The organism is Stenotrophomonas acidaminiphila (assembly GCA_002951995.1).
Taxonomy (GTDB): Bacteria; Pseudomonadota; Gammaproteobacteria; order Xanthomonadales; family Xanthomonadaceae; genus Stenotrophomonas; species Stenotrophomonas acidaminiphila_A.
This window is the reverse complement of sequence record CP019797.1, coordinates 731727-744369: the sequence shown is the minus strand read 5'-3', so window position 1 is coordinate 744369 and position 12643 is coordinate 731727. Positions and strand designations below refer to the sequence as shown.

11 protein-coding genes and 1 pseudogene are annotated in these 12643 nt (G+C 72.7%); 7 read left to right on the top strand and 5 right to left on the bottom strand.

The annotated features are described in order from the left end of the window. Positions 1–144 precede the first annotated feature (144 nt). Positions 145–1398, bottom strand: a complete 1254-nt coding sequence (locus B1L07_03185) for a hypothetical protein (protein ID AUZ54286.1) — start codon at positions 1396–1398, stop codon at positions 145–147. A 243-nt stretch (positions 1399–1641) separates the two neighbouring features. Continuing rightward, complete coding sequence (locus B1L07_03180) at positions 1642–2739, bottom strand: ribosome small subunit-dependent GTPase A (GenBank protein ID AUZ54285.1); 1098 nt, start codon at positions 2737–2739, stop codon at positions 1642–1644. Positions 2740–2868: 129 nt separating this feature from the next. Between B1L07_03180 and B1L07_03175 the strand changes: the two genes are divergently transcribed. The 4 genes and pseudogenes from B1L07_03175 (at position 2869) to B1L07_03160 (ending at position 5901) form a co-directional block, all read left to right on the top strand. Then, positions 2869–4140, top strand: a complete 1272-nt coding sequence (locus B1L07_03175) for an aminotransferase (protein ID AUZ56435.1) — start codon at positions 2869–2871, stop codon at positions 4138–4140. A gap of 9 nt (positions 4141–4149) precedes the next feature. Next, a pseudogene (locus B1L07_03170) lies at positions 4150–4799 on the top strand (lysophospholipase). Positions 4800–4822: 23 nt separating this feature from the next. Next, the gene (locus B1L07_03165) at positions 4823–5494 is read left to right on the top strand and encodes an SAM-dependent methyltransferase (protein AUZ54284.1); all 672 of its coding nucleotides are present in this window, start codon (positions 4823–4825) and stop codon (positions 5492–5494) included. Between the two features lie 77 nt (positions 5495–5571). Beyond that, positions 5572–5901 (top strand): hypothetical protein, encoded by a 330-nt coding sequence (locus B1L07_03160; protein ID AUZ54283.1) that lies wholly within the window; start codon positions 5572–5574, stop codon positions 5899–5901. Between the two features lie 40 nt (positions 5902–5941). On the opposite strand, the gene B1L07_03155 is transcribed toward B1L07_03160, so the two are convergent. Further along, positions 5942–7201 carry an RNA helicase gene (locus B1L07_03155; protein AUZ54282.1) on the bottom strand — a complete coding sequence of 420 codons (1260 nt, stop codon included), beginning with the start codon at positions 7199–7201 and terminating at the stop codon, positions 5942–5944. Between the two features lie 40 nt (positions 7202–7241). Continuing rightward, the gene (locus B1L07_03150; GenBank protein ID AUZ54281.1) at positions 7242–8018 is read right to left on the bottom strand and encodes an acetyl xylan esterase; all 777 of its coding nucleotides are present in this window, start codon (positions 8016–8018) and stop codon (positions 7242–7244) included. Positions 8019–8079: 61 nt separating this feature from the next. Here B1L07_03150 and B1L07_03145 point away from each other — a divergent pair, with 61 nt between their 5' ends. Next, positions 8080–9006: a monothiol glutaredoxin, Grx4 family gene (locus tag B1L07_03145; GenBank protein ID AUZ54280.1), complete on the top strand. Its 927-nt coding sequence runs from the start codon at positions 8080–8082 to the stop codon at positions 9004–9006. A 198-nt stretch (positions 9007–9204) separates the two neighbouring features. Here B1L07_03145 and B1L07_03140 read toward each other — a convergent pair whose 3' ends face one another. Further along, entirely contained in the window at positions 9205–9744 is a 540-nt protein-coding gene (locus B1L07_03140; protein AUZ54279.1) for a hypothetical protein, read from the bottom strand. A 199-nt stretch (positions 9745–9943) separates the two neighbouring features. Between B1L07_03140 and B1L07_03135 the strand changes: the two genes are divergently transcribed. Both B1L07_03135 and B1L07_03130 read left to right on the top strand, forming a co-directional pair. Beyond that, complete coding sequence (locus tag B1L07_03135) at positions 9944–11353, top strand: amidohydrolase (protein AUZ54278.1); 1410 nt, start codon at positions 9944–9946, stop codon at positions 11351–11353. After that, complete coding sequence (locus B1L07_03130; GenBank protein AUZ54277.1) at positions 11350–12615, top strand: amidohydrolase; 1266 nt, start codon at positions 11350–11352, stop codon at positions 12613–12615. The genes B1L07_03135 and B1L07_03130 overlap by 4 nt, the downstream gene beginning before the upstream one ends. The last annotated feature ends 28 nt before the right edge of the window (positions 12616–12643 follow it).

The following is a 12643-nucleotide window of genomic DNA, read 5'->3' as shown; positions in this document are numbered from 1 at the left end:
CGATGGCCAGCACTACCCGCACCACGGCGCCAGCCAGCAGCGCGGCATGCGCGTACGCCCCCCGACCCATAGCCTGTGGCTGTGGTTCACGCAATCAATGCGAGGGCGAGGCCGTTGCAGTGGCAACCAATATCTGCGCGCGTGCTATTCGCCGATGCGGTCCATGCGGATGCGGTTGGCGAACAGCGAGAACGCCAGCGTGCCGGCCAGCCGGTTGGCGCGCTGCAGCCACGGCGGCAGCCAGCGCGGTGGCGCCAGCACGCCGCTCTCGAACAACGGCGCCAGCGCCTGCGCGTCGCCCAGCGTCATCTTGCCGGCGAACAGCCAGTGGCAGTAACGCAGCTTCTCGTCGCGCAGCATCTGCCGGAAGAAGGTATGCACCGACACCAGCCCGCGCAGGTACACGGTGTCCTTGGTGAAGGCGCCGCCGCCGCTCACCGGCACCCCGCGGAACACCCGCTGGGCCGAGGCGAAGCTTTCCTCCGCGGCCTGCCCGGCATCACGGAAATACCGGAACACCTCGATGAAATCGGCACCGTCGCGCGCCATCGCGACCGCCTCGATGCGCAGGCTGATGCGCTTGAGCCGCTGGATGTCGATGCTGCCGGTGATCTGCTCGGCGAACGTCGCCAGCCCCTCCTGGGTGGCGGTGACCCGCGGCGACGCCAGCGCCAGGCTCGGCAGCAGCGCCTGCCGGCGCCCGTTGAGCGCGGTCAGCGAATGCACCAGCGCCTCGTGGTGGAACAGCTGCGCGCGGTCATACACGCTGAAGCAGGCACCGCTGCGCAGCCGGATCTGGGTGGCGCCGGCCGCGGCCTTGGCGATCAGGTCCGGGTCCAGCACCACGTTGATCACGCGCGACTCGAAGAAGCCGTCCAGGTCGTTCTGCAACTGCAGCTGCAGCGCGGTAGCCGACACCGGCACCTGCTCCTCGGGCGCCAGCAGTTCGTGGTCCAGCTCGTTGGCGATCTGGATGAAGTGCCGCGCCGCCTCGCGCACGGTCGGCCCGTGGCCGGGCATTGGCTGTTCCGGGGTACCGAACAGCTGCGCCGACAGCGCATCCACCTCGGGCGTGCCCAGCGCTTCCAGCAGGCGCGCGGCCAGGTCCCAGCTGGCGACCGAATCGCGCAGGTAGCGGCCCAGCGGATGCGCCGGGTCGGCGGCGGTGGCGATCGCCGCCAGTTCGCGCCGCGCCGCGCTGAAATCGTGCCGCGGGTAGACCACCTGCGGCAGCTGTGGCGCGCCGCGGGCCACGCTGTCCAGGAACGGCGCCCGCGTCGATGCTGGCCAGCTGGCCAGGGTCAGCAACCGGATGCCACGTACCGCCGCGACCAGCCGCGCGTCGAGCGCGGCATGGTGGGCGATGGCCGGATCGGAAGGGGCGCGGGACAGGCTCATGCGTACACCATAGCAATCCGCCCGCACCGGGTACTCGGTGGGAAGTGGCAACAGGCGCCGCACCGCCGGCCCGGTACCGGCAGCGGACGACGCCGGCCGCGTGACACCCGGGCCGGTGGCCGTCACCCGCGCCGGGGCGCCTGCTCCCCGGCCATGCCGGCCGGCTCGGCGCGAAGCGATGATGGTGCATGGCACCGCGGACGGCTTTCCAGCAATGCCCCGCTGCCCGCGGCCGCCGTCGCCTCAGCGCCGCTTCGGTTTCCCCGCCGGCCGCCACTGCGCGCCGCGGCCGCTGCTCCTGCGTTCGGTGGCCTGCTCGGCCTGGCGCTGCGCCAGCTTGGCCGCGGCCGCGGCCACTTCCTCGCGCAGCTTGAGGTAGTTGAGCAGGCGGCTTTCGTCGATCTCGCCACGCTCGATCGCCGCGCGCACCGCGCAGCCGGGCTCGTGCTGGTGCGAACAGTCGCGGAAGCGGCACTGCGTGGTCAGCGCCTCGATGTCGGCGAAGCCGCCTTCGGCCAGGGTTTCCTCGCCGGTGGGTTTGAGTTCGCGCATGCCCGGGGTGTCGATCAGGCAGGCGCCGCCGGGCAGCGGCAGCAGCGCGCGGTGGGTGGTGGTGTGGCGGCCGCGCGAATCGCTGTCGCGCACCGCGCCGGTCTTCATCCGGTCCTCGCCCAGCAGGGTGTTGGTGAGCGTGGACTTGCCGGCGCCGGAGGAGCCGACCAGCACCACGGTGCGGCCCGGCCCCAGCCACGGCGCCAGCGCGGCGACGCTGGCCGGGTCCCTGCCGTTGATCGCCAGCAGCGGGATGTCCTGCGCGGCCAGGTCTTCCAGCACCGCCAGCGCGTCGGCGCCGTACTCGGTCTGGTCGGCCTTGGTCAGCACCACCACCGGCGCCGCGCCACCGCTGCCGGCCAGCATCAGGTAGCGCTCGATCCGGCGCGGATTGAAGTCCGCGTCCAGCCCGCAGACGATGAACACCGTATCGATGTTGGCGGCGATCACCTGCTGGTGGTAGTGCTCGCCGGCCGCGCCGCGCTTGATCGAAGTCCGCCGCGGCAGCAGCGCGACGATGCGCGCGTCCTCCAGCAACACCCAGTCGCCGACCGCCGCGCGCTCGTGGCTGGGGAAGCGCGGGCGCTGCCACTCCGGCAGCGACTCGGCCTTGAGCGCGGCGTCGGGCGCGTCGGCCACCACGTAACCGGAACGGTGCTGCTCGATCACCCGCGCCGGCCGCGCCCGCGGATGTGCGGCGAAGGCGGCCTGCCAGGCCGGGGCTTCGGGTGGGCCCGGCCAGGGCCAGCCGATGGCGCGCAGCGCGCTGAAATCGATGGTGTCGGTCATCGGCCAATTCTAAGCGGCGCGGCGTTCGCGGCCGCCTGCCGGGGCCGATTTCCGTTCCGCCCGGAACCATCGCCCCGCATCGCAGCAATTCCGCTACCATGCGGTTTCCCGCCCATGATGGCCCCACGCATGTCAAGCCCTGCCAAGCCGCTGCCCACCCGCGAACGCCTGTCCGAAGTGCGCTACGAGATCCGTGGCGAACTGGCCCGGCGAGCCCGCGAGCTGGAGGCCCAGGGCCGCAGGCTGATCAAGCTCAACATCGGCAACCCGGGCAACTTCGGCTTCCGCGCGCCCGAGCACCTGCAGCACGCCATCGCCGACGACATGGGCCGCACCGACCCCTACACCCACCAGCAGGGCCTGCCGGTGGCGCGCGAGGCCATCGCCGCGGCGTATGCGTGGCGCGGCGCGCCCGATGCCCACGCCGACCGCGTGTTCCTCGGCAATGGCGTGTCCGAACTGATCGACCTGTCGCTGCGCGCGCTGCTCAACCCCGGCGACGAAGTACTGGTGCCCTCGCCCGATTACCCGCTGTGGTCGGCGGCCACCATCCTCAACGACGGCCGCCCGGTGTATTACCGCTGCCGGCCGGAGAACGGCTTCCAGCCCGACCCGGTGGAGATCGAGACGCTGGTGTCCTCGCGGACCCGCGCCATCGTGCTGATCAACCCCAACAACCCCAGCGGCGCCAGCTACCCGCGCGAGCTGCTGGAAAAGATCGTCGCCGTGGCCCGCAGGCACAACCTGCTGCTGCTGGTGGACGAGATCTACGACCAGATCCTCTACGACGGCGCGCAGTTCCAGCCGGTCGCGCCGCTGGCCGGGGACCACCCGTGCCTGACCTTCAGCGGCCTGAGCAAGGTGCACCGCGCCTGCGGCTGGCGCGTGGGCTGGATGCTGCTGTCCGGCGACGCCGCGCGGCTGGGCGAGTTCCGTGCCGCGCTGGACCTGCTCAGCGCGCTGCGGTTGTGCGCCAACGTGCCGGGCCAGTACGCCATCGAGGCGGCGGTCAACGGCCCGGACACCATCTCCGCGCTGTGCGCGCCCGGCGGCCGCCTGTACGAAACCCGGCGCGCGGTGATCGAGGCCTGCGCCGCCAGCGAGCACCTGCAGCTGGTGGCGCCGGCCGGCGCGCTGTACGCGTTCCCGGCGGTGGTCGGCCCCGCCGCGCAGGGGTTCGACGACCACGAATTCGCGCTGGAGCTGATGAACGACGAGGGCGTGCTGGTGGTGCCCGGCTCCAGCTTCAACGTGCCCTACCGCCACCACTTCCGGGTGACCCTGCTGCCCGAGGCCGCGACCATGCGCGAGGTATTCGGCCGCATCGACCGGGTGCTGGCGCGCCGTGCCGAGCGGATCACCAAGGTGGTGCCGCTGAAGACCCGCAGCGCGGTGGCCTGAGGCGCGGCGATGGGCAACAGCGGACCGGCCACGGCCAGCAGCGCGCGCTACCTGGCGCTGGGCGATTCCTACACCATCGGCGAAGGCGTGCCCGCCGCAGGCACCTGGCCGTTCCAGCTGGCCGCGGCGCTGCGCGCGCGTGGCCTGGCACTGGCCGACCCGGAGGTCATCGCCACCACCGGCTGGACCACCGACGAACTGGCCGCCGCCATCGACGCGGCCGCGCCACGTGGCCCGTACGCGCTGGCGAGCCTGCTGATCGGGTCAACAACCAGTACCGCGGGCGCCCGCTCGCCGAATACCGCCAGCAGTTCGAGCAGTTGCTGCAACGCGCGGTGGGGCTTGCCGCCGAAGACCCGCGGCGGGTACTGGTGCTGTCCATTCCCGATTGGGGGGTGACCCCGTATGCGGCCGCGCACGGCCGCGACGCGGCCGTCATCGCCTGCGAGATCGACGACTTCAACGCCGCCGCGCGCGCCTGCTGCGGCGATTACGGCGTGGCGTTCGTCGACATCACCCCGGCCAGCCGCGCGCAGGGTGCCGAGGCGGCGATGCTGGTCGACGACGGCCTGCACCCTTCGGCGGCGATGTACCGGCTGTGGGTGGAGCAGGCGCTGCCGGTGGCGGCCGACCTGCTGACCGGCACGACCGCCGCGTGAGCAGGCCATCCGGGACCGCGGCCATGGCCGCCCAGGATGCCCGGGCCATCGCCCGCGCGTTCGCCCCGCGCCACCCGCTGGGCAACCGCTGGGACTACTGCTACGTGCTGTCCAAGCTGCGCAGCGATCCGCTCTACCCCGGCGTGCTGGAGGCGCTGCGCGGCAGCCACGCGCCGCTGCTGGACATGGGCTGCGGGCTGGGCCTGCTGGCGCATGCGCTGCGCCACGACGGCCAGCCGCAGCGCTACCGCGGGGTGGACAACGATGCCGCCAAGATCCGCCGCGCCGATGCCGTCGCCCGCCGTGCCGGCCTGGCCGCCAGCGCTTTCGAGGTGATGGACCTGGCCACCACCCTGCCCGAGCACCGCGGCAGCGTGGCCATCCTCGACGTCCTCCAGTACCTGCCGGCCGAGGCGCAATCGGCGCTGCTGCGGCGCGCCGCGGCGATGCTCGATGGCGATGGCCGGCTGGTCCTGCGCATGGCCCTGGCCGACGACAGCCGCCGCGGCCGCATCTCGCGCATCGGCGACCGCGCCGCCAACTGGATCGGCTGGATGCAGTTCCGCCCGCGCCACTACCCCGACGCCGCCAGCCTGCGCGCGCTGCTCGAGCAGGCCGGCCTGCAGGTCAGCCTGTCGCCGCTGTACGGCAACACGCCCTTCAACAACTGGCTGCTGGTCGCGCGCCGCGCCTGAACCACGGCGGCACCGTTTGCGCGGATAATCGTGCCATTGCCCCGCCCGTCCCGGGCCGGCACCCTGACGAGAGTCCCGTGAGAAGAACCTACCGCCTCGATATCGAAGGCAAGCATCCCGAGCGCCTGCTGGAAGCCAGCAAGCACGACATCCGCAAGTACGTCAGGCGCGAGCGCGGCAAGCCGCTGCCGGCCGGCGCCGATTTCTGGGATTTCGACAGCAAGGCCGGCGTCGACGAGGCCAGCGCGCAGCCGGTGCCGTTTCCCGAGCTGATCCGTGCGGTGGACGCGCTGGTGGCCGCTGGCAACCGCCAGTTCTACGTGGAAGTGCTGCGCAAGCCCGGCAAGCGCACGCCGCGCCCGGCGGCCGCCGCGGACCTGCCGCCGGAAAGCGACTTCGAGGATTGACCGCGCCTGCGCTGCCGGGCCCTGCCCGGCCCCGCGCAGTTCAGCCGGCGGTCTTGTCCGCAGCCGCCGCGGCGCGCAGCCGGTCCTTCCGGCTGGGCCGGCGGCCCTTGATGCCGCCATTGCCGTCGCCGGCCGGCACGGCGGCCGGCGCCGCCTCGGCCGGCTCGAAACCCGGCACCACTTCCGGCTCCAGGCGCAGGCCATGGCGCCGGCAGATCACCCGCCAGTGCGCCAGCGCCGCAGCCTCGACCAGGCTCACCGCCAGTCCGGTGGCGCCGGCACGGCCGGTGCGGCCGATGCGGTGCAGGTAATCGGCCGGCGAGCGCGGCAATGCGTAATTCACCACCACCGGCAGGCCGGCGATGTCGATGCCGCGCGCGGCCACGTCGGTCGCCACCAGCACCTGCAGCTGCCCCTCCTTGAACGCCTGCAGGGTGCGCACCCGGCGGCCCTGCGACAGGTCGCCATGCAGTGCCTGCGCGGCGATGCCGTGCCCGCGCAGCGCGCCGGCCAGACGGTCGCCCTCGCGGATGCTGGCGACGAACACCAGCACCTGCCGCCAGCGCGGATCGGCCAGCAGCGCCAGCAGCAACTCGACGCGGCGCGCGCCATCGACCCGCAACGCGCGCTGCTCGATCCGCGCGGGGGCCTGCGCATCGACCTGCAGGCGCGCGGGCGCACGCAGGCCGGCGTCCGCCAGTGCCGCGATCGGCTCGGCGAAGGTGGCCGAGAACAACGCCGTCTGCCGCTGCACGGGCAGTTCGGCAAGGATCCGGCGCAGCTCGTCGCCGAAGCCCAGTTCCAGCAGCCGATCGGCCTCGTCCAGCACCAGCAGCTGCACCTGGCGCAGCGACAGCGCGTTGTGCGCCAGCAGATCGAGCAGGCGCCCGGGGGTGGCCACCACCACGTCGGCGCCCCCGCGCAGCGCCATCATCTGCGGGTTGATCGACACCCCGCCCACCGCGCACACCACCCGCGGCTGCCGCGGCAGTTCGCGGCCCAGCGTCGCGAACACGTCGGCCACCTGCAGCGCCAGCTCGCGCGTGGGCACCAGCACCAGTTGCCGCAGCACCCGCGGCCTGCGCGGCGGTGCCAGGAACAACTGCTGCAGGGCCGGCAGCACATAGGCGGCGGTCTTGCCCGAGCCGGTCGGTGCCAGCGCCAGCACGTCCTGCCCCTTCAGCAGCACCGGCAGCGCCTGCTGCTGGATCGGCGTGGGCGCGGCGTAGCCCGCCTGCTTCAGCGCGCGCGCCAGTGCGGGCAACACGTAGGGAGACAGGCCGAGTCGGGAAAAGGGCATGCGGTGGGTCCAGGCGCCGCCGGCAGGGCGGGCGGCGAGTCTACGGGGTTTCCGGCAGCCGCGCGGGCAACCCGCGCATCTGCAGCTGCTGCAGCACCGATTCGACGATGGCGGCATTGTGGCCATGCGCGGCGCCTTCGTGCAGCAGCACGATCGCGCCCGGCGCCAGGTCGCGGACGATGCGCGCCACCACCGTCTGCGGCTGGCAGTGGACGCCGTCGAAGCCGCGCGCGCTCCAGCCCACCCGCGCCAGCCCGTGCCGGCGCAGCGCCGCGGCGACGAACGGGTTGGTCATGCCCACCACCGAGCGGTACCAGCGCGGCGGCGTCCCGGCGATCGCCGTCAACACCTGCTGGCAATCCCCGATCTCGCTGGCCATGCGCCGCGGCCCCAGGCGCCAGAACCAAGCCTGCGGATGCGAATGGCTGTGGTTGCCCAGCCCGTGGCCGCGGCGCAGCACCTCGCGCACCAGTTCCGGGCGTGCCGCCGCGCGCTCGCCGACCATGAAAAAGGTGGCGCGGGCGTCGTAGCGGTCGAGCAGGTCGAGGATCGCCAGGGTGTCGTCGGACGGACCATCGTCGATGGTCAACCACACCGCCGGGCCGGGCAGCCGCGACAACACCGGCGCGTAGAAGCGACTGTTGGGCAGGAACACCGGCACCACGAACAGCGCGTGGCTGGCCAGCAGCAGCGGCAGGCCGGTGGTCCAGCCCAGCGCGGCCCAGGCCAGCGCCACCAGCGCCTGCGACAGCAGCAGCCAGCCGACCCAGCGCCAGGGATGGCTGGGCGTGCGATGCAGGGTTCCCGTGGCGGTCATGTCCCATGATGCCATGCGGCGTAGAATCGCCCTTGTCACAGACCAACTTCACGAGTTCACGATGTCCCTGGATCCCGCCCTGCGCGAACGCATCGAATCCCTCCTCGGCGCCAACCGCGTCGTCCTGTTCATGAAGGGCCAGCCGGCCATGCCGCAGTGCGGCTTCTCGGCCAAGGCCGTCGGCGTGCTGCAGGACCTGGGTGTCGATTTCGCCCACGTCAACGTGCTGGCCGACGCGGAGATCCGCGAGGGCATCAAGGCCTACGGCGACTGGCCGACCATCCCGCAGCTGTACGTGGACGGCGAACTGGTCGGCGGCAGCGACATCATGCTGCAGATGGCCAACAGCGGCGAACTCAGCGCCCTGCTCGGGGTGGCGCCGCCGGACCGCACCCCGCCGTCGATCACCATCACCCCGGCCGCGGTGGAAATGCTCAAGGGCGCGCTGGCCGACGCCCCGGGCGCCGCGCTGCAGCTGAGCATCGACGCGCGCTTCCAGCCGAATTTCCAGCTGGCCCCGCTCGACGCCAACGCCATCGCCGCCGAATCCAACGGCCTGCGCGTGCAGTTCGACGCGGCCAGCGCGCGCCGCGCCAACGGCATCACCATCGACTGGGTGGACGACATCCGCGGCCAGGGCCTGGCCATCGACAACCCCAACGCGCCCAGGCCGGTGCAGGAACTGGACGTGCGCAGCGCCGACGACCAGCTGCGCGCCGGCAGCCTGACCCTGGTGGACGTGCGCCCGGCCGACGAGCGCGCCATCGCCGCCATCAACGCCCCGTTCGAGACCTTCGACGGCGACAACCGTGCCCGCCTGGAGGCGCTGCCCAAGGACACCGCGCTGGCGTTCCTGTGCCACCGCGGCGGACGCAGCGCGCAGGCGGCCGAGCAGTTCCGCGCGCTGGGCTTCACCCGCGTCTACAACGTCACCGGCGGCATCGACGCCTGGGCGCAGGACGTGGACAACAGCGTGCCGCGCTACTGACCGCGCGGCAGCGACCATGCAGGCAGGCAGACACCGGCGCAAGCCGGTGTCTGCGTTTCCGGTGGCCGCAACCGAGCCGGTGGCAACGCCTGCAGGAGCGGGGTCAGTCGCGAGGGGCCATGCGCAGGGAGCATTCGCACCAACGCCGCGTTCGCGACTGGAGGGGCGCCCGCGACGACAGCACCCGCCGCGCCGCCGTCAGCCGGCGAAACCGCCCTCGGCCAGGAAGTGCAGTTCCTCCGGCGTCGGAATCCGGCCCAGTACCGCGTTGCGGTGCGGGAACCGGCCGAAGCGGCGGATGATGTCGCGGTGCAGCTCGGCGAAGCGCAGGTACTCCAGGTCGCCGAGCACCTCGAACATCGCCACCGAGCGCTCCTGGTCCTGCGGGTCTTCCGAGTGTTCGAACGGCAGATAGATGAAGGCGCGCAGCTGCGGCGTCAGTTCGCGGTCCAGTCCTTCCTCGATGGTGCGCATGGCGTAGTGCCGCGCCAGTCCGTCGGTGGCGAAGGAATGGGCAGTGCCGCGGAAACAGTTGCGCGGGAACTGGTCGAGCAGGATCTGCAGCGCCAGCGCGCCGTCAGCGCTGTGCAGCCACTCCTCGCAGCCGCGGCGCGCGGCCAGGTAATGCAGGTCCAGGAAGCGCCGGCGGAACTCCTCGTCGAAGGCGTCGTCGCGCGCGAACCACCGCCGCGGCCCCGCCGAACGCCAGAAATCCACCACTGTCTGTACTGCTTCCATCACTCCAGTCCCTGATCGTTCGGCCGCCCGCGGGGCGACGCTGGCCCGCGACGGTGCAGCTTAAGCGGCCCGCACCGCTCTGGATACCACCACGGCCGCGCGCCGGATCGCGCCTGCAACCCCGCCAGTCCATGCACTTGGCAAATCCCGGGGCCACGGCTAGCGTGCGGGCACCTTCCACGCCGCCTATGGAGAACCCATGCGACACCGACTGCTGGCCGGGCTCGGCCTGGCGCTGGCCTGCGCGCAACCCGCGCCTGCCGACGCCACCTCGCGCTTCGTGCAGGACCCCTACCCCAGCACCTATCGGCCACTGCCCGCCGCGCCGGTGCTGATCAGCCACGCCACCGTGCTCGACGGCACCGGGCGGCGCCTGGACGACGCCGACGTGCTGCTGGCCGATGGCCGCGTGGTCGCGGTCGGCAACGCGCTGCAGGCACCGGCCGACGCGGTGCGCGTGGACGGCCGCGGCAAGTGGGTCACGCCGGGCATCATCGACGTGCATTCGCACCTGGGCGTGTATCCCAGCCCCGGCGTGCAGGCGCATGGCGATGGCAACGAGATGACCGCGCCGGTGACCGCCAACGTCTGGGCCGAACATTCGGTGTGGCCGCAGGACCCGGGCTTCGCCGCGGCGCTGGCCGGCGGCGTGACCGCGATGCAGGTACTGCCCGGCTCGGCCAACCTGGTCGGCGGCCGCGGGGTGACGTTGAAGAACCTGCCGGCCACCACCTACCAGGCGATGAAGTTCCCCGACGCGCCGTGGGGCCTGAAGATGGCCTGTGGCGAGAACCCCAAGCGCGTGTATGGCGGCAAGGGCACCGCGCCGGCCACGCGCATGGGCAACGTCGCCGGCTACCGCGCCGCCTTCATCGACGCCAGCGAGTACATCGCCAAGAACACCGCCGCGCCGGTCAAGCGCAAGCGTCGCTTCGGCCGCGACGACAACGGCGACAGCGCCGGCGACAGCGGCGGCAAGCGCGACCTCAAGCTGGACACCCTGGCCGGCGCCATCCAGGGCGACATCCGCGTGCACATCCACTGCTACCGCGCCGATGAGATGGCGACCATGCTCGACCTGGCCAGGGAATTCGGCTTCAAGGTGGCCGCGTTCCATCACGGCGTGGAAGCCTACAAGCTCGCCGACCGGCTCGCCGCCGAAGGCGTGTGCGGCGCGCTGTGGGCCGACTGGTGGGGCTTCAAGATGGAAGCCTTCGACGGCATCCAGGAGAACATCGCGCTGGTCGACCGCCCGGCCAACAGCTGCGCCATCGTGCACTCGGATTCGCCGGAGGGGATCCAGCGCCTGAACCAGGAAGCGGCCAAGGTCATCGCCAGCGCACGCCGCGCCGGCATGGGCGAGATCGCGCCGGAACACGCCATCCGCTGGCTCACCGCCAACGCCGCGCGCGCACTCGGCATCGAACAGCGCACCGGCACCCTGGAGCCGGGCAAGATGGCCGACGTGGTGGTCTGGAACGGCAACCCCTTCAGTTCCTACGCGCTGGCCGAAAAGGTCTATGTCGACGGCTTCCAGGCCTACGACCGCGGCAACCGCGCGCAGCAGCCACTGAGTGATTTCATGCTCGGCCAGGAGGTGCAGCCATGAGCGCGTCCCTCGTGTTCCTGCGCCGCCTGGCGCTGTTGGCCGCGGCCGTGCCGGGCATCGCCTGCGCCCAGGACGTGCTGGTCCGCAATGCCACCGTGCACACCGCCACCGCGCGCGGCACGCTCAATGCCAGCGACGTGCTGGTGCAGGGCGGGGTGATCCGTGCCATCGGCCCGGGGCTGGCCGCGCCGGCCGGGGTGGAGGTGGTCGATGCCGGCGGCCGCCCGCTGACCCCGGCGCTGTTCGGCGGCATCACCGACATCGGCGTGGAGGAGATCTCCGGCGAGGCCGCGACCGTGGACAGCGCGGTCAAGCTGGAGGACCAGCCGCAGCGCCCCGAGTTCGACGTCACCCTGGCCTACAACCCGGACTCGGTGCTGGTGCCGGTGGCGCGGGTGGAAGGCATCGGCTTCACCGCGCTGGGCGCCAACAGCGGCGGCGGCTTCATCGCCGGCCAGGGCGGGGTGATGCGGCTGGACGGCAGCGCCGACCCCATCGGCCCGCGCATGCTGTTCGTGCGCCTGGGCGCGGCCGGCGCGGAACTGTCCGGCAGCTCGCGTGCCGCGCAGTGGATGCTGCTCGACCAGATGGTGGCCGAAGCGCGCGGCCGCGTCGCCGCCGATTCGCCGCATGCGCTGCTGACCCCCGCCGGGCGCGCGGTGCTGGCGCGCTATCTCGCCGGCAACGGGCGCATCGTGGTGCGCGTGGACCGCGCCGCGGACATCCGCCAGCTGCTGCGCTGGGCCGGGCGCGAGCAGGTGCGCGTGGCCATCGCCGGCGGCGCCGAGGCCTGGCGGCTGGCGCCGCAGCTGGCCGCGGCCGGGGTGCCGGTGTTTGTCGACGCGCTGGCCAACCTGCCGGCCAGCTTCGACCAGATCGGCGCCACCCTGGAGAACGCCGCACGGCTGCACGCGGCCGGGGTGCCGGTGGCCTTCAGCCAGGACGGCGACGCCTCGCACAACGCGCGCAAAATCCGCCAGCTGGCCGGCAACGCGGTGGCCCACGGCCTGCCCTGGGAGGCGGCGCTGGCCGGGCTGACCCGGGTCCCGGCGCAGGCGTTCGGGGTGGCCGACCGCATCGGCAGCATCGCGGTGGGCCAGCAGGCCGACCTGGTGCTGTGGGAAGGCGACCCGCTGGACGTGGGCCACTATGCCGAGCGCATGTGGCTGGGCGGGCGCGCGGTGCCGATGCGCTCGCGCCAGACCGAACTGCGCGACCGCTACCTGCGCGGCAGCACCACCCCGCCGGCCTACCGCCGCTGAGGTCACAGCATCCGGCGTCGCGGCAGGG